The organism is Roseibium sp. (assembly GCF_965233565.1).
GTDB lineage: Bacteria > Pseudomonadota > Alphaproteobacteria > Rhizobiales > Stappiaceae > Roseibium.
This window is the reverse complement of record NZ_OZ247494.1, coordinates 5,800,688-5,817,385: the sequence shown is the minus strand read 5'-3', so window position 1 is coordinate 5,817,385 and position 16,698 is coordinate 5,800,688. Positions and strand designations below refer to the sequence as shown.

At 56.6% G+C, this 16,698-nt stretch carries 14 protein-coding genes; 5 read left to right on the top strand and 9 right to left on the bottom strand.

Annotation, left to right across the window (positions count from 1 at the left end; genetic code table 11):
* Positions 1–68 precede the first annotated feature (68 nt).
* Positions 69–1,697, top strand: a complete 1,629-nt coding sequence (locus ACO6TG_RS26520) for a Na/Pi cotransporter family protein (protein WP_422375949.1) — start codon at positions 69–71, stop codon at positions 1,695–1,697.
* Positions 1,698–1,708: 11 nt separating this feature from the next.
* On the opposite strand, the gene ACO6TG_RS26515 is transcribed toward ACO6TG_RS26520, so the two are convergent.
* Positions 1,709–2,611 carry an amidohydrolase family protein gene (locus ACO6TG_RS26515; protein WP_422375948.1) on the bottom strand — a complete coding sequence of 301 codons (903 nt, stop codon included), beginning with the start codon at positions 2,609–2,611 and terminating at the stop codon, positions 1,709–1,711.
* A gap of 239 nt (positions 2,612–2,850) precedes the next feature.
* On the opposite strand from ACO6TG_RS26515, the gene ACO6TG_RS26510 reads away from it, so the two are divergent.
* Positions 2,851–3,828: a DUF808 domain-containing protein gene (locus ACO6TG_RS26510; RefSeq protein ID WP_422375947.1), complete on the top strand. Its 978-nt coding sequence runs from the start codon at positions 2,851–2,853 to the stop codon at positions 3,826–3,828.
* Positions 3,829–4,423: 595 nt separating this feature from the next.
* On the opposite strand, the gene ACO6TG_RS26505 is transcribed toward ACO6TG_RS26510, so the two are convergent.
* From ACO6TG_RS26505 to ACO6TG_RS26475, 7 genes are all read right to left on the bottom strand, one after another.
* On the bottom strand, positions 4,424–5,077 hold the full coding sequence (locus ACO6TG_RS26505) for a hypothetical protein (RefSeq protein ID WP_422375946.1): 654 nt from the start codon (positions 5,075–5,077) through the stop codon (positions 4,424–4,426).
* A gap of 1 nt (position 5,078) precedes the next feature.
* A complete protein-coding gene (locus tag ACO6TG_RS26500) occupies positions 5,079–5,927 on the bottom strand; it encodes a hypothetical protein (protein ID WP_422375945.1) in 849 nt (282 codons plus the stop codon).
* 539 nt (positions 5,928–6,466) lie between these two features.
* Positions 6,467–7,195, bottom strand: a complete 729-nt coding sequence (locus tag ACO6TG_RS26495) for a hypothetical protein (RefSeq protein ID WP_422375944.1) — start codon at positions 7,193–7,195, stop codon at positions 6,467–6,469.
* A gap of 197 nt (positions 7,196–7,392) precedes the next feature.
* Positions 7,393–8,688: a S10 family peptidase gene (locus tag ACO6TG_RS26490; RefSeq protein WP_422375943.1), complete on the bottom strand. Its 1,296-nt coding sequence runs from the start codon at positions 8,686–8,688 to the stop codon at positions 7,393–7,395.
* 45 nt (positions 8,689–8,733) lie between these two features.
* Positions 8,734–10,428 carry a hypothetical protein gene (locus tag ACO6TG_RS26485; RefSeq protein ID WP_422375942.1) on the bottom strand — a complete coding sequence of 565 codons (1,695 nt, stop codon included), beginning with the start codon at positions 10,426–10,428 and terminating at the stop codon, positions 8,734–8,736.
* A 252-nt stretch (positions 10,429–10,680) separates the two neighbouring features.
* Positions 10,681–11,556, bottom strand: a complete 876-nt coding sequence (gene hdcA, locus ACO6TG_RS26480) for a histidine decarboxylase, pyruvoyl type (protein ID WP_422375941.1) — start codon at positions 11,554–11,556, stop codon at positions 10,681–10,683.
* Between the two features lie 152 nt (positions 11,557–11,708).
* A complete protein-coding gene (locus ACO6TG_RS26475; RefSeq protein ID WP_422375940.1) occupies positions 11,709–12,395 on the bottom strand; it encodes a GNAT family N-acetyltransferase in 687 nt (228 codons plus the stop codon).
* Between the two features lie 202 nt (positions 12,396–12,597).
* On the opposite strand from ACO6TG_RS26475, the gene ACO6TG_RS26470 reads away from it, so the two are divergent.
* From ACO6TG_RS26470 to ACO6TG_RS26460, 3 genes are all read left to right on the top strand, one after another.
* Positions 12,598–13,755 carry a WD40/YVTN/BNR-like repeat-containing protein gene (locus ACO6TG_RS26470; RefSeq protein ID WP_422375939.1) on the top strand — a complete coding sequence of 386 codons (1,158 nt, stop codon included), beginning with the start codon at positions 12,598–12,600 and terminating at the stop codon, positions 13,753–13,755.
* A gap of 116 nt (positions 13,756–13,871) precedes the next feature.
* Positions 13,872–15,266, top strand: coding sequence for a PLP-dependent aminotransferase family protein (locus ACO6TG_RS26465; protein ID WP_422375938.1), 1,395 nt, complete (start codon positions 13,872–13,874; stop codon positions 15,264–15,266).
* A 157-nt stretch (positions 15,267–15,423) separates the two neighbouring features.
* Positions 15,424–15,834: a DUF983 domain-containing protein gene (locus ACO6TG_RS26460; protein ID WP_422375937.1), complete on the top strand. Its 411-nt coding sequence runs from the start codon at positions 15,424–15,426 to the stop codon at positions 15,832–15,834.
* A gap of 90 nt (positions 15,835–15,924) precedes the next feature.
* On the opposite strand, the gene ACO6TG_RS26455 is transcribed toward ACO6TG_RS26460, so the two are convergent.
* On the bottom strand, positions 15,925–16,587 hold the full coding sequence (locus tag ACO6TG_RS26455; protein WP_422375936.1) for a hypothetical protein: 663 nt from the start codon (positions 16,585–16,587) through the stop codon (positions 15,925–15,927).
* Positions 16,588–16,698 lie beyond the last annotated feature (111 nt).

The window sequence follows — 16,698 nt, the reverse complement described above, 5'->3', positions numbered from 1 at the left end:
ACCAGGCTCACACGGCGGTTCTGACAAGATGCCTTTGACGGCCGAGCCAAATCGCCTAAGCTCATTGCATGGTTTGGGACGTGCTGTCTGCGCTCGGCGGTGTCGGGCTTTTTCTGGTCGGTATGCTGCTTCTTACCGACGGTCTCAAGGCGCTGGCGGGCCAGCGCATGCGAGAAGTGCTTGCGCGTTTCACCTCAACACCGCTTTCCGGTGCAGCGACCGGCACCATGACCACCGCCATCGTGCAATCCTCAAGCGCCACAACAGTGGCCGCTGTGGGCTTTGTCGCCTCCGGCTTACTGACCTTCCCACAGGCACTTGGCATCATTTTCGGTGCCAATGTTGGCACCACGCTCACAGGATGGCTTGTTGCCATTCTCGGCTTCAAGCTGGATCTCGGCCAGATTGCACTGCCCTTCGTCTTTCTGGGCGTTGTTTTGCGCATCGCTTTCAAAGGCAAGACGGCGCTGGCCGGTCAGGCCCTTGCCGGATTTTGCCTGATTTTCATCGGCATCGAGCATCTGAAAACCGGGCTGGACGCGTTTGGCGGACTGGTCACGCCAACGGATTTTCCGCCTGACACGCTGTTTGGCCGGCTGCAGCTGGTGGCAATCGGCATCCTGATCACGCTGGTGACCCAATCGTCCAGTGCCGGTGTGGCGACGGCCCTGGCAGCCCTTGGCGCCGGTGCGATCAGTTTTCCGCAAGCTGCCGCCCTGGTGATCGGCATGGATGTCGGCACGACCTTCACCGCTGTTCTGGCGACGCTCGGCGGCGGTACAATGGCCAGGCGGACCGGCTTTGCACACGTGATCTACAACCTCATGACCGGCCTGATGGCGCTCGCCCTGCTGACACCCTTCAACGTGGTTGCCAGGCCCCTGATCGAAGGCGGAGACCCACAGATTGCCCTCGTGGCGTTTCACAGCGTCTTCAATCTGGCCGGTGTGGTGCTGATCCTTCCCTTCGCGCGTCCCTTCGCCCGCCTGATCGAATGGATCGTTCCGGCGAGAGAAGCACCGCTGACACGCGCGCTGGATCCTCTTCTTCTTGAAGACCCGCGCACCGCCACAGTCCTTGTCCGACAGACCGTTGACGACCTCAGGGACGCAACCATCGGCCTCCTGCGCACAAGATTGACCTCTGCAACAGCAACACTGGAAGAAACAGAGCCTGGCGCGCTTACAAAGGCAATTGCCGCGACGCGTGCCTATCTGGACAGAATTCCGGTCTTTCCCAAGGAAGCGGCACACGAACGCCAGGTCAGAGCGCTCTATCACAGTCTCGACCATCTCGGCCGGCTCCTCTATCGCTGCAGCCAGCAGGACCGTATTCTGGAGCTCTCAAGAGACCACCGCCTTCTTCGTCTGTCCGGTTTGCTGAACGGTGCGATCAGTCATTCGAACGCACAAGACGCGCCACCGCCGAACCCGGTCGCTTGCGAGGAGCTCTTCGACAGGCTGCGGGTGCTTATGCGGCGCCAGAGACGGCGGCAACGCGACATTCTGATTGCCCGGGCCGCTGCAAAGACCCTTCCGGCGGAAACGGTCTGGCTCAAGCTGGACGCACTTCGATGGTTGCACCGGGTCTCATATCACCTGTGGCGGCTTCAGGTGTACAGCAATGTGCTTCACTCCGAGACAAATGCGGTCATCAGCGTCGAGGAGGAGGACCGAATTGACGAGGACCAGGAGTGACGGGCACCCCGCTAGCGGGTTCCGATCTGCTTCGTTGAAACACTCCGCCCGAAGGCTCGCTCGGCGTTCTTATATGCAATCTTTTCCGCGACGGACCGGGGCAGCAAGGCCAGCCAGGCCCGGTTTGAGGCCATGATCTCGTCGTAACGGTCCCATTGGGCATTGACCCAGGTGTCGCTGCCGATCATCAACCGATCCTGGAAATCGAATATGATCTCCGCCCAGGCCGGATCCAGCGACTGGCCGTCTCCGACAATGTCCCATTCCCTTAAGGAGGTGTCCGCGAGAAGGTCGGAAAACTCCGACATCAGTTCATAGACCTGGGGCGCCGGCGTGCTGAGCCCGGCATGGGCCCAGATGATTTTAACGTCCGGGTCCAATGAATAGAGCCACCGTACCGGTTCGGGGCCGGAGTGAACATGAAGGTAGATGTCCCGGTCCCTGGCCATTCCGATGATCTTGCGAAACAGGGCTTCGTCTGACGTGTCCAGCCGGTGAATATGGAACTCGCCGATCCCTTCATGAGGATATCGCTCAAGGCGTCCCTCCAGATAGGCATCCATTCCGTCCATCTTGGTCCAGTTGCCCGAGCCGAAACCGCCATGATAGGGGCGCAGTTCCGGCACGATACGGTTCGGCGCGTGTTCCCAGAGGCGGATCGTTCCCTCATCGGGCGTCGACGATACCAGCGCCATGGCCACCCCATTCCGGTCCATCAGCTCAATGACGCTTTTGACGGGATAACGGTCCCATGCCGGTTCCTTGTAGTGCATATGGGCATCGAACAGGGGAAGATCCTTTACGGCATCACCAATGGGCTCGTCATGGGCCGCCAAAGGACTTGCCAGGCAGGTCACAACAATCGCCGTCAGAAGGGCTCTGACCGGTCCGCGTCGGTTCGGATCTGTCGTCATATCGAATTCTCCCACATGAGCCGTTGCGCTCGACCTATGGCAGACCAGGCAAAAGTCCAGCGGCTCCCTCTTTCCGGAAACAGGCGGAAACAGCTCCGCTAAGGCCCGCTGGGCCCGCCAATCCCGCCGCGAACGTCTCGCAACTATGCCCCTGTGTTGTGGAAAATTCACACTCTGGCGGCAAAAGAGAGAAAACACGTTATGGTCTGCCGACGAGGTTGACCCGATTTGGAGCTGACATGAGCGGATTGCTTGCCCTTCTCGATGATGTTGCCGGCATTGCCAAGGTTGCCGCGGCGTCCGTGGACGATGTTGTCGGACAGGCTGCCAAGGCCGGTGCCAAGGCCGCAGGAGCGGTGATCGACGATGCCGCCGTAACCCCCAAATATGTCGCCGGGTTCTCTCCGGCCCGCGAATTGCCGATTGTCTGGAAAATCGCCAAGGGATCCCTCAAGAACAAGCTGCTGTTCCTGTTACCGGTCGGCCTCCTGCTGAACACCTTCCTGCCCTGGATCATCACGCCGTTGCTGATGATCGGAGGAGCCTATCTGTGTTTCGAAGGCGCGGAGAAGGTCTATCACATCTTCGCGCCGCATCATCACGATGCCGACGAACCCGAAGGCTATGTTCCCGATCCGACCCATCTGGAAAAACAGAAGGTTGCCGGGGCGATCAAGACCGACTTTATTCTGTCCGCAGAGATCATGACGATTGCGTTGGCCGAAATCCCCGAGGGGTCGATCTGGATGGAAGCCGCAACGCTTGCGGTGGTCGCCATAGGCATCACGGTGCTGGTCTATGGCTCCGTTGCATTGATCGTGAAGGCCGACGACGTTGGCCTGCACCTGTCCAGGGAAGGCCATTTCGCCGCCACCCGCGCCTTTGGGCTCGGCATCGTCAAGGCGATGCCCGGTTTCATGAAGTTTCTGATGATCGTGGGCACCGCCGCTATGCTGTGGGTTGGCGGTTCAATCGTCTTGCACGGTGCCGATATTCTCGGTTTCGGACTGCTTTATAACATCATTCACGACATCGCCCATGGCGCGGCACATGCCCTTCAGGTGGCCGAAGGCTTCGTCACCTGGGCCGTTACCGCCGCATTGGACGGCGTCTTTGGGCTGGCGCTCGGGCTGGCTCTGATCCCGGTAACCGCCAAGGTCATCCTGCCGGTTGCAGGTCTGTTCAAGAAAGACAAGGCAGGTGCCGGCGGGCATTAGTTGCGAGAGACAACATGCTTTGTAGTTCAAATCTCTTCGCCATTCCCGCCCGGATTGACAGCAACGACTTCAGGTTGGTTTAACGACCAAACAATTCTACGGGTATTTGTCGTCGCCTTGTTCTGCCGCGTCGAACTCAGCATGACACCCCTAAAGCATGGCACAACAACTTGGAGAAATAAGTGTTTGCATGCTTTCCTCCAGCGTCATTTTCAGGAATCTCCCTCATAGTTTTCAAGGTCGGACGCATTTTTCGCAGCGGATAGCCGGGCCCCCCATGGCTCGATCGACTTCCGTTAGACTTGGATATTCAACTCTGCCTTATGCGCTTGTTGGCTTTTAACACTTAGTAAGTTTGCAGCTGATGGATATGTAACAAATGTCTAGTGCTCCATCTGTCACTTCCAAAAAAGAAAAGAGTAAGCGGCCAAGTTAAAGTAGCAGGCGAACAAAGCTCAAAAGTTGGAGAGGAGTGTATCTTATGCTGCACAAATTTCTTCAGACTGGACACTATTCGTACCCACAACCTCAATCTCGGATTGCTTTCTCTACGCTATATTACTCAAAGACCACTCCACAAATTTAAATTCAAAAACTAGTTAAATAATCCAGACAAACGCTCAAACATTGACGGAACAAACTCGCCTTGTGGAGCAAACAAAACTTTCGCAAATAATTGATAATTTGCAAAATTTACCACAAAAGCAATAGATATTAAGGAAAAAATATTCCTCCAAATTATATTTTTATCTTCATTTAGAAATGAAATATTATCTACCTGCCCCCTTAGCAGTCGAAGAATAGAAATTAAGAATACTAATCCAAATCCAATTCCACAATAGTAAATTGAAGACTCGTCCAGCGCATCCCAGTATGGGAGGTTTGCACCAAAATAGATAACCGCAATAACAAAAGCAAACATCGACACTGTCGCATGAGTAACAAAAAGAAAAACTAATCTTCGTGACTGAATTAATTGAACATCGAAAACAAGCCTGAAAATGATCGCTACGGGGGTCATCAACAACGACACAAATACAACTATGGCCATTTGATAAGCCACATAAACTTTTATCTCGCCACCTGCAACTGATAGCCCAGAAGCGAAGCATAGTAGAGCAAGAACAGAAACAGCTGGCAGAAATACTCCCCAACCAATATCCTTTTCTCCAAAAACGGAAAAGTAGTCATATTTCAGCAACTCATCAAGTTGCTTATCGTATTGAGTTCCTCTGACACTCGCTGTCATTTCACTCCCCCGCACCTCTTGTAACTTCAAGTTTCATCACGACAGGCGGTTCGTTGCCAAACAACTCGAGGAAAGAGACCATCAGCTCGACATGTGCTGGCATAATTGTCGACTCTCTGGTGACGCAACCAAATCCGCTACCCATATATCTCTGAATAATAGAGACTAAGATGTGCTGTTGATTTTCGCCCTCACTTGCTATGAATTCAGATGGGAAAGCAGAAGCGTTCCGTGTTGAAATATCTTCAAAAGTTCTTTCGCCCGTCGACTTCTGAATTAGATGCCACCCCTTTCTAGCGTGAAAAAGATCCGGGTAACTCAAGACTATTTGATAGTTCACTGGGTCTGTATTCTGATGCCCACCTTGGTATAGACTAATCGGAAGATCAGCTTCTGGTTTTTTTTTGTTAAATCTCTTGCTAAATTTCTTGTGAAACTCGGCCACTACAACTTTCGACAATCTGTCGCCATACTTTACAGTTATTGTTTTTGGATAATAGGTATTTTCTTTTCCACTTAATCTTGCGGTCTTAATGAGGAAAAAATTTTCCTCCAACGGCATTTCAGTATAATGCACCACTTCAATATCTTGGGAAGTTGAAAATGACGACAGTTCCACTTTGTTTTCAGATGTAAAGCTAAAATGACGCCACCCGTCTGCATCATTTAATCTATAGTGTAACACGTTGCTCTGCTTCAGAGGTTCACTCAAGTTACGATGATAGCTTTGAAAGCTTGAACTGCATTCGATATATTTTTTGATTTCGTCCGAATAAGACGTTTCCAGAGTAAAGAGGTTAATCATTAAAAAACTGACTGTCAGAACTATTAAGTTTCTAGGATTCAACATCTAAAACTCCAATCACCAACAAAACCTGTTTTAGGTGAACCAGTCAAATCACGCAACCATTTAGATGGTCACATCAGCTCTCGCACTTTCAGTGCAATTCTCTCGAGCACTCTGCAGTACAACGCTCACACTCATTGTATTTATTATTGACAGTTTGAGCATCCATATGTCAAAAAACTTCACGCGAGAGTAAATTTCTCACCCAAAAACTCATCAGTAGCACCACATTTTTCAAATAAACCTCAATTCGCTACCTTCCTCGAAGCTAATCTTTCGACAAGCGTTAAACCTTGAGATTAGCATGTCGATCAACCAGGATGCGACTGTCGATGCCGCATGGGACCAAGGGTGCTAAGCGTGTCACGCGTATTCTACTTTTCCTATGGATGTAAGTCTGTCACCGACCGTGCAAGCTTTTTTGCGTCCTGAATTGCGATCTATGAGTCTGATACTCACTCTGCAATGGAAGTGTTCAACCAGGATGCGAAACTCTGCCTCAGCACATTTGGGTGTCTACCAATGGTAAATTGAACAGATTGCTAATTGCCAAGACGCCATTTGGGATGGATGTTTCCCAAATGGCCGATGGCGGTTGCCAGGAACAGGGCGATGCCCGTCATCTCCATGCCTTCTTCGATGATCACGAAGGCCATATAGAGCGGCGAGCCCTCCTCGCCCCTGTCCGCGAGGTAGCCCTCGAACAGTTCAAGACCCACCGCCCCGCCGACAAAAATTGCGCCCGCAGCGACAAAACGCACGGCCACCGGGCGCGGCAGCGACAACAGGAACGGGATGAAGGCGATGGCAACCGACAGGGCGAAAATGGCCCCCGGAATGACCCAGGCATAATAGAGAAAACCGCCTGTCCCGAGTTTGTCGCGAAGTGGCTGTCCGAGGATTTCGTGAAAACTCGCGGATTCATCGATGGACATGCCGACAAAAATCACTGCAAGCGCATACCAGGGCAAGGATTTCCGAAGTCCGCCCTTATCGCTTTCAGCGCGACCGGTCAGAAACAAGACGAATGCGGCGGCAACCATCAGGCAGGACGTGTACCAGGCACCCACATTATGTTCCCCGTCCAAAGCGATCTGGGGCATCCCGCGCAGGAGAGTCTCTTCCCCGAAATGCCGGGTATAGACCTCCTGGAACACCCCGAGCGCGATAACCGCTGCTGTGGACGCAAAAAGCAGCTTTCCCACCAGGTGCAGTGACAGTTTTGTTTCCGTGTCGCTGCCGCGGTCCGGAGCCGAGTTCTTTTCAGTCACGTGATTACTACTCTATTGAGGTCCATAAAAGCGCAACTAGTGCACTTAGCCGGCTAAGTCTATAGTCAGGCGATTACCAGCTTCTTACTTGCGAGAATGGCGTATCACCCTTTTTACGCGTCACAAGTTAGCGCTCAGACGAGAAGGACCGATGGCATCACTTTCACCGGACGCTGAACAGTCCTCCGTCCAACCCGTCACTCTGCCGCCTGTCGTTCTTCCAGCCTTCCTTGAAATGCCTTGCCGTTCAGCCAGGTCTCCAACATGACATAGGCCGCTTCCGGTTGATCCATCGGAACAAGGTGTCCAGCACCGTTGACCAGCACCTGTGTCAGGAAACCCGCGTTGCGACTATGGCCGGCCCAATTGTGGCCGATGAACCATGGCGTTCGCGGGGTTTGTTTGAAGGTTTCCCCCTCCCGCCAGTCGAGCGCCTCCAACCAGGCATCCGTGCCCATGAAATTGCAATCCATGTCGTAGAGACCGTTGTAGATCAGAACCTGCATTGTCTCGAAGAGACGTGGAAACAGGTAGGCGGAGGAGTTCTGTTCGCCGCGCTCCAGAATGTCGCCGATTGTGCTTGAGGAATCCGTCCAGGGGCCGACCTTCGAGCTGACATGAAGGGCATCGCGCACGCTTTCCTGGTTGAGATAATCCGCGATCAGGGGAAAGGCGTAATTCCCGGTGATCCGGACGTCATAGACATTGGCCCCGCCGGACACCCTGGTGATGTATTCCTCAATCCGGTTGCAGATCTTGTCGGCCTCTTTGGAAGTGATCGGTTCGGTCTGACGAATGGCGGTTTCGCAAGCCTGGTAAAGCGCGTCCGCCTCTTGCTTCTGCGGCAGATCGATCAGGCCATGGGCATAGGCATAATCCGCATAGGTCGCTTCCTGCAGGACCGGATCAACCCAGCCGTCGCCGATCCCAATTCCGGAGAGATTGATCTTCGGTGCTCCGGCGGCATTGCCTTCCAGAATGGCGGTTGCCAGCATCGGGATGTAGCGGCCGGCGAAGCTTTCGCCAAAGACATAAAATTCGAGCTCCCGGTATCTGGGCCACCGGTCGAAAAACAGCTGCAAGCCGTCATAGAGCTGCCGTGTCGCCTGGGGTTCCGTCTTCACCCAGCAGGCCTTCTCGTTCTTCTTTGCCACAAAAGAAAGGCCTGTGCCCGCCGGTTGATCAATCATCAGGTAACTCGCCCGGCGGTTCCAGGACCAGGGATTGTCCTTGAGCGTCAGATCGTCCTGGATCTTGTAAGGCCCATTCTCGGCAAAGAGGCCCAGGAAACTGGAAGACCCGGGGCCGCCATTCAGCCACAGGATCAGCGGATCGGTTGCCGGATCGGTCTGACTTTCAAAGAACCAGAAGAACAGATTGTCACCGCAGGCTTCGTTGACGGTGAGATGCCCGGCCAGCTGTTTCTCTTTAGGTGCGCCATATCCCGGCAGGTCGATCACCGGACCAGGTTCGGGGATATCTGGATCAGCCATTCTGGTACCTCCAACGCCTTGTTTTCCTCCAGCTGTCACCCGGCCCTATTCCGCGGCCGCCGCACTCTGGACGCCGCCAGCGGCGAATTTTGCCATATTGGACTGGTCGATCGGCCACGAGGAAAAGCCCATGGATGAGGCTTCCGTGTTGAAGGTCACCTCGGAAACCCCGTTTGGAATGCCCTTGGTCTGCAGGAAACCGTAGATCGCACCACCAAGCGCGTAGCAGGGTGCATAGCCGGGCGAGGCCAGAAAGGTGAAACACTCGCCGTGCAGCGTCTCCTCGCTGAGACCCGTTGCATCCGCCGCCCAGGCTATGAAGTCGGTATAGGTGCTCTTGCCGCCGTTTACCTCAACATCGCAGAGCGCGCGGATGTAGCGGATCACCCGCCAGATATAGGTTTCCAGCTGCGCTCCCTGGACGGCATCGACCTGCGCCTCGAACGTGGCGCCGTACAGGTTCAGATAAGCTTGCTGCACATCGTTGAGGTTTGACTGGCCGACGAGATCGGCCGCTGCGGCGTAATACTGGTATTCCCGGTAAAAGGCCTGCCCCTCGGTCATCGGTACTTCGAGCGAGGTGTTGAGATTGAGCAGCTTCGGTGCCTTGCGCGCGGACATGACGAAGTTGAAACCGTGCGATGCCTCGTGCACAAGAATGTTGATCATGGTGAGCAGCGACGTGTTTTTCGACGCCGTCAGATAGAGCTGCGAATAGGGCTTTTCGGTGAGGTAATCGACGGCAAAGTCTTCGCCACCCGTGACCAGATTGACCAGATAGGATGGGGTCGGGTCGAACAGAACCTTGTCGGCCGCCGTATAGCCGATGATGTATCGCTGGCCGAAATCGTTACAGGCTTTCAGCACTTTCTGCATCTCGTCGACGGAAAAGTCGATCGAATACTTCTTGCTCATCGCATCCCAGACCGTCTGGAGCGAACTGTCTGCAGCGACACCGACCTTGGGCGCGATCCTGCGCGCCAGGTCAAGCGTTACTGGCATGTCGAGCTGCATCCAGCTTCTGGCCTGCAGTTCTACGTCTGCCTCTGTTGCCTGCAGCGTGTAATAGGACTTCAAGGTGCCCGGATATCCCTTGGCCTGAACCGGACCTGTCTGGGCGTCACCTTCTTTCAGGGCCGGCCAGAGGACGTCAAAGTCGCTGGATGCAAGCGCCGGGCTATAGAAGATCTGCCGATACCGCTCCAAGGCCTTTTCGATGCCACGCACCTGCTCGGTGACTGTGGGATTGGCCTGCAGCATGGCTTTCAGGTTGCCTTCGACATACGCGACCGTGTCGAGACATTCCTTGCGTACTTCTGCCGTATAGGTCCCGTCGGCCCAACGCTCTGCCTCGAACACGATCATCTCGCGCACGACTTCCAGATAACCGGCCACCCAGGGCTTGTTGCCATCGCCTTTCAGCAGAATGTAGAAAATGCCGTCTGCGGCCGCATAGACCCCGCCAGCGCCCGTACCGGAGGGCCCTGCCCCACTCGGCCTCGCCAGGTCCAGCTGCGTTCGCTGGGTGACCAGAACCGCAGCGGCGGTCGCCCGACTGTCGGGATCGGTGATCTCGTCCAGGCGTGAATTGATGTAATCCATGCGCTGGTAGAGTTTCTGGACATTCTCAGGTGTCTGGAACAGAAGCCTGGTCAGGTCGCTCAGATAGCCGCTGGTGTAGCCGACCACCGGATTGACGTCGGACCAAAGGCTTACAATGTCGTCAATGATGCTGGTCATTCTTGCCTCCCTTGAGGGTCAATCAGAATTGTCTCGTTCCGCGTCACCAGATGCGCCGGCAATATCAGCGCAATCCGTCCCTCCCAGACGGCTCGATGCATGGAGCTGGAAACGAGCCCCTGCCCCGTTTGATGCCTGCGCCCACTGACGATGCGTGCCGAGCCACCGCCTCCGCGGCGATGTCCCCGTGAAGGGGCGCTCCTTCGCAAATTCAACCAGGTGCGCTTCAGCTAAAAGCCTCATCTGCGCCCCTCACGAGAAGCCGACCGCCTGCTCCCAGTCGGCCAGCGTCATGTCGTAAAGCGTGTTGAAGCCGGAGGGCGGGACTGCCCGTTGGGCCAGCGTGACATAGGGGGCAACAGTCAGGGCCGTGCCGACAAAGCCGGGCCGCATAATGACGTAGGCGTACGACATAAACGTCCGGTCGTAGAGCACCGACTGGTCCTTGCCACAGGCAACAATACTCCAGGCAACGGACCTCTGATGGTCCTCCAGAAAGGCTTCCAGGGCAACCGGATCGTCATTTTCGGTCCAGGTTCCGGCATCCTCGATGAAAAGATCGGCCGAGTTGTAACGATCCCGGGTGATCGACAGTGCGATGTAGCACCAGACGCCGTAGGCCTCGTTCCTGGCCGGGTCCGGTGCGCCGGTGAGCGGCCTTGAATTGGTTGTGCTCTTGTTGGCGCAGATGACATGTGCACCCGGCGCCGGCGGAAACCGGCGATGCGGCTCCGTTCCGAACAGGGACATGCCGGCATCGATCAGGGGGCCGGCATTGAACACCGGCAGGTCGGTGCCGTCATACTGCTTGACAGCGAACATCGGCTGCAACGTGTTGAGCGCGCTGTTATAGGCAAGATCGTAGCCCCAGACGTTGCCGGCGATGCCGCAAAAGGAAGACGCCGTCTCCATGTTGATCTGGCCGATATAGGCATCATTGGCCTCCGCCCGATCATAGGCGACGATGCCATCGAGAAGAAAATCATCCGTCTTTTCAACGGTCCCCGTCGCAACCTTGACCACGGAGACATACCCATTGCCGGTATTCCCCGGACGGGCGTAACCGTCGCAGAAGTTCGGATAGCCGCTGATTGCCGTACGATCGATGGTGGAAATTGTCTTGCGCATGTGCCCCCCGGAAATCATGCGCCTTGCAATGTGCGCGCGCATTTATCGCAGCCACAGCATTAAACACCTGACGTATGGGTATTGCAATTTAATGTTTAGTTTCCGTGCTCATGCGACCATAAATTTAGTTGCCTTTTCAGACTGATCCCAAGCTACTCCGGCCGGAGACCGATACAGTCGGACAGGCGGCGTTGCTGCCGACCCCCGGCGTCAAAATTCTCCGGCGCGAGCCAGGCTTCATAGCCCGCCTTCAGCCCCGGCCATTCCTTGTCGATCACGGAAAACCAGGCTGTGTCACGGTTCCGACCCTTCACCACCAGGTGCTGGCGAAAAACACCTTCTTCTTGAAAGCCGAACCGCTGCGCGGCTCTTCTGGAGGGGGCATTGTCGTTGTTGCACTTCCATTCGAAGCGGCGATACTCCAGTTCGTCGAAAGCGTATTTCATGAACAGGAACAACGCTTCGGTCGCCGCCCGCGTGCGGGCAATCAGCGGCCCCCAGTAGATATTGCCGATTTCGATCGCGCCATTGGCCTCGTCGATCCGCATCAGGGTCTGCCGGCCGGCCACTTTGCCCGTGGCCTTGTCGATCACGGCAAAAAACAGCGGATCTTCGCTGGTTGCCTTTTCCTCTAGCCAGGACTGAAACTCGGCCTTGGACGCGGGAGGATACTCGGGCAGCCATTTAAAACGCTGATCCGCGTCAACAACGCTGGAGGCCTCGAAAAGCTGCGCACCATGTCGTGCAGGGTCCAGCGGTTCGAGGATCACATAGCGGCCGTCAAATCGCCGGCGTTCCGGCCGGGCGCGGGCTGTCCATTGGCTGAGATCGTCTTGCACCTTGTCCTCCGGGCTAAGCGGTTCAAACCCTGTCTACTAGGACACCGGCACCCCGAAAAGAACCAGTTTGCCAAGACCTTGTAGACCAGCCAACAGGAATGAGCCCCCACACCCCCTCGCATATCTCCAGAAGAGCAATCGCAATCGCTACAACCGCTCCGTCGCATGCTATGGTTTCAGGGACTATCGAGGGAGAATTGCCATGTCCACGCGTGTGACACTTCTGGTCGGGACCACCAAGGGCGCTTTCCTGCTTGACGGTGGCACCGCGCGCGCGGGATGGGTGGTCAGCGGACCTCACTGCGGCGGCTGGCCGATCAACCATGTGATCGGCGACCCGGTGAGCGGCACACTCTGGGCCGGTGGCGGCGGTGACTGGTCAGGCGCAGGCATCTGGCGCTCCGACGACGGCGGCAGCAGCTGGGAGCTTACCAAACTGACAAAAGGCACGATCGACGACTGGGCCGCGAACGACCCGGACGCGGCGGAGTTTCTCAACTGGTCCCCTCAGGAGACCCCTTTCGAAGACAGTTTCTCGCAAATCTGGTCTCTGGGGTTTGCACATGGCACGCTCTATGCCGGCACGAAGCCGGCACGGCTCCTGGCCAGCCGTGACAACGGGGCAAGCTTTGAACATCTTGAGGGCCTGGCCAATCATCCTTCCGCCGACAGCTGGAACCCGGGTGCCGCGGGTCTGGTTCTGCACACGATTGTCCCGCATCCGGACGATCCGCAAAGACTCTGGATCGGCATTTCCGCCGCCGGTGTTTTCGCCAGCGAAGACGGAGGGAAAAGCTGGGACCGGCGCAACCGCCTTTCCAACGCGGCCGCCTGCGAGGGCCATGCTCACCCGGCCGCTCCACGGGATGGTGAAACCGGCCATTGCGTCCACAACATGATGCGCGCGCCCGGACATGGCGATGTGCTTTATCAGCAGAACCATCACGGGGTTTGGCGCTCTGCCGATGGCGGTCGCAGCTGGGACAGCATCAATGACGGCCTGCCCTCCACCTTCGGATTTCCGATCCGGGTGCATCCCCGCGATGCCGAAACGCTCTGGACCCTGCCGCTCAACAGCGACACGGATGGTCGGTTTCCGCCTGATGCGGCGGCAGCCGTCTGGAAGTCGGAAGACGGTGGCAGGACCTGGCAGGACAAACGTGACGGCCTGCCCCAGGAAGCCTGTTTCTTCACCGTGCTGCGTCAGGCGATGGCCGGCGATTGCCGTGATCCCGTCGGGATCTATTTCGGCACCAATACCGGCTCTGTTTTTGCAAGCCTCGATGAAGGCGATAGCTGGCAGGAAATCGCGCGTCACCTGCCAACCGTGTTGTCTGTTGAGGTTCTGGAACAGGATTAGGCGGTGGCACTTGCCCCCATCCCAAGCACTCCCCTTTCGGTCATGCCCATTGACGTGTTCAGACACATCCGGCTATACAGTCAATTATCCATTCAATTTTAAAATTGAGACACAGTATGACACTCTGGTCTCCGGACCTCGCCGCAAGCGATGCCCCCCGTTACATCGCCATTGCAGATGCCATCGAGGCGGACCTGAAATCGGGACGCCTGTCCCCGGGCGACAAGTTGCCGGCGCAGCGTCAGCTCGCCGGACGACTGGGCCTCGACTTCACCACCGTTGCGCGTGGATATACCGAAGCCCGGCGGCGCGGCCTGATTGCCTCACGGGTTGGTAGCGGCTCCTTTGTGACAGCCCCTGATGCGGTGCCGGCAAAATCAACCCAACCGGACAGCCGCCTGGCCGAGCGGGCAGCCGACTTCTCCATGAACCTGCCACCGGAGCCGGACACTACCGAGCTGCGCGAGCGGATGCAGGAGAGTTACGCGTCCCTGGCAGCCGATCTTGCGCCTCTGTTACGTTACCAGACGTTTTCCGCGTCAGACCCGGACCGTCAGATGGCACAGCGCTGGCTCAAGGCCGTTGGCCTCATACCGCAACCGGAAGACATACAGTTCGCCCCGGGCGCACAGGCCGCACTGACCGCCGTCCTGACGACGCTGACCCGACCGGGAGACCGAATAGCCTGTGAAGCTGTCACCTATCCGGGGATCCGCTCCCTTTGCGCCCAGCTTGGACTTGAGCTTGTCGGCCTGCCCACGGATGCGGACGGGCCGGACCCGGATGCTCTGGAGACAGCCTGCACCAAGGGTGGACTGAAGGCGCTTTATCTCAACCCGACCCTCAACAATCCGACCACGCGCACCGTTCCTCATGAGCGGCGGCAAGAGCTTGTGTCCGTCGCCCGCCGCCAGGGCCTGCCAATTCTGGAGGACGATGCCTACGGCCAGCTCGGCCGTGCAAAACCCTCGCCCATCGCCAGCCTTGCTCCGGACCTGGCCTGGTACATCGGGTCCCTTTCCAAGAGCCTGGGCGCCGGCCTGCGCCTCGCCCATGTGATCGCGCCGGACCAGAATGCCGCGTGGCAGTTCAACCGGGCCCTGCGCACCGCCAGCATCATGATTTCTCCGCTGACTTCCGCCCTTGCCACCCGCTGGATCGAGGACGGCACCGCCGAATCCCTGCTGCATCACATCCGGCAGGAAAGTGCGGCGCGGCAGGCCCTCGCCAGACGGCATCTGAAAGCGCATCGCTTCGACGCCGATCCTGACGGGTTCCACCTCTGGCTACAGCTCGATAATGGCTGGACCCCGTCAGCGCTTGTCAGCCAGGTGCGCGGGCAATCCTTCGGACTGGTCGAAGGCGATGCCTTCGCAGCGGGGGGACCGGCCCCGAATGCCGTGCGCTTGTGTTTTGGAGGGCCGGTCAGCCGCGGTCAGGTCGATACGGCTCTCAATGCAATCGCTGCGACGCTGGCAACACCGCCTCAATCGGCGGCCACCTATTTCTGAAGAGGCCGACATGACGACGGCAATCTGCCGCAGTCAATCTGCTTGCGCTCAGAAATTTTTCGCCTATCTTTGACTGCAATCACTTCCAGTCATTATCTGTTTGACTGGACACCAAAACGGCGTTGCAGGTGTGACGCCGAGCAGGAAAGAGCGTTTCATGAGCACACCGCAAAGCTGGCCCGAATTGCCGCCAATCCAGACCGGCGTCAGAGGGCGCTGCCCGCGCTGCGGCGAAGGCAGCATTTTCGACGGATTTTTGAAGCTCAAGAAAGGCTGCAGCCATTGCGGCCTCGACTACAGCTTCGCCGACCCGGCCGACGGGCCGGCCTTCTTCGTGATCTGTTTCGGCTGCGTGCCAGCGGTCGCCTTCGCCATCTGGCTGGAAATCGCCTTCACCGCCCCCTATTGGGTGCATCTGGTCACGACCCTGCCTCTCATCCTCCTGACCTGCATTCCGATCCTGCGCCCCTTGAAGGGCTGGCTGGTTGCCAGCCAGTATTTCTACAAGGCCGAGGAAGGTCGTCTGGTCACGCCGGAGGATACGCCAAGCTCAGAAAGCCCAACCTGATATCCGGGAGCCCCAAACCAGATTAAGGTCAGGCTTGACCTGAGAGGGCGGTTAGCACCGGACGGGCGGTGCGCCGCCCTTTTTGGGTTTCTATTCATGAATGGTCAGATCATACGCATTGGGATCAATAAGCCACTTGCCCCGATCCCAAATCTTTTTCCACGACCTGCCCCAACGCGTCTCATCAATCTCAATCGCAATAAGGTCTTGCCGATGGTGCCGGATTTTTGAAGTGTGCCGAACGCAGGCATAGTTTCCTATGTCGCTACAATACGTAGACTGCACCGCCTCAATGTCTTCGTTCCATTCCAGGTTCCAATGATGATCTCCAATGGAGACTGACCAAGCGTTTCGCGTCTCAACAGGAACTGCCAAATAGAGTGGCCTCCAACTTGCCTCGCGAGATTTTTCCAACCGCCTGCAACACGTGATCACCACCGCCTTGGATGGATAGTTACTGCTTTCAGTTTTTTTAAGAACAATCAGGTACTCGTTCCGCCGAATTTTGACTGAAAACGCCAACATGCCGTTCTTCTCCCAGTCTTTGTCGACGTGCAGGTATTTACGTAGTGCCTTAGGCAATACCTTGAAATCTGCCTTGAAAAGCTGCGAATTGCTCCCGAAGCGCTCTTGGAACTCAAAGCGATCTAGCCCTTTTTGGTCGGCGGGCAACACACTGTGGGCGTACACCTTTCCCGCAAGGCTAAACACCACTCCCAGTAGGCAGAGCACCGCCCCTAAGCATCTGATCATTCACATCTCCACTTACTCGCCCTCATCCTTAGGAGGGCCGTAGGGCCAGTCTCGAAGGATAGGCAACTTGCTCTGGAACCTGTTGCACATCCTTCGAGTCGCAGCTAGCGC

Excerpts from the sequence above, each read along its gene's own strand:
- ACO6TG_RS26520 (WP_422375949.1), top strand. The coding sequence starts at position 69 with ATGGTTTGGGACGTGCTGTCTGCGCTCGGCGGTGTCGGGCTTTTTCTG.
- ACO6TG_RS26515 (WP_422375948.1), bottom strand. The coding sequence starts at position 2,611 with ATGACGACAGATCCGAACCGACGCGGACCGGTCAGAGCCCTTCTGACG.
- ACO6TG_RS26510 (WP_422375947.1), top strand. The coding sequence starts at position 2,851 with ATGAGCGGATTGCTTGCCCTTCTCGATGATGTTGCCGGCATTGCCAAG.
- ACO6TG_RS26505 (WP_422375946.1), bottom strand. The coding sequence starts at position 5,077 with ATGACAGCGAGTGTCAGAGGAACTCAATACGATAAGCAACTTGATGAG.
- ACO6TG_RS26500 (WP_422375945.1), bottom strand. The coding sequence starts at position 5,927 with ATGTTGAATCCTAGAAACTTAATAGTTCTGACAGTCAGTTTTTTAATG.
- ACO6TG_RS26490 (WP_422375943.1), bottom strand. The coding sequence starts at position 8,688 with ATGGCTGATCCAGATATCCCCGAACCTGGTCCGGTGATCGACCTGCCG.
- ACO6TG_RS26485 (WP_422375942.1), bottom strand. The coding sequence starts at position 10,428 with ATGACCAGCATCATTGACGACATTGTAAGCCTTTGGTCCGACGTCAAT.
- hdcA (WP_422375941.1), bottom strand. The coding sequence starts at position 11,556 with ATGCGCAAGACAATTTCCACCATCGATCGTACGGCAATCAGCGGCTAT.
- ACO6TG_RS26470 (WP_422375939.1), top strand. The coding sequence starts at position 12,598 with ATGTCCACGCGTGTGACACTTCTGGTCGGGACCACCAAGGGCGCTTTC.
- ACO6TG_RS26465 (WP_422375938.1), top strand. The coding sequence starts at position 13,872 with ATGACACTCTGGTCTCCGGACCTCGCCGCAAGCGATGCCCCCCGTTAC.
- ACO6TG_RS26460 (WP_422375937.1), top strand. The coding sequence starts at position 15,424 with ATGAGCACACCGCAAAGCTGGCCCGAATTGCCGCCAATCCAGACCGGC.
- ACO6TG_RS26455 (WP_422375936.1), bottom strand. The coding sequence starts at position 16,587 with ATGATCAGATGCTTAGGGGCGGTGCTCTGCCTACTGGGAGTGGTGTTT.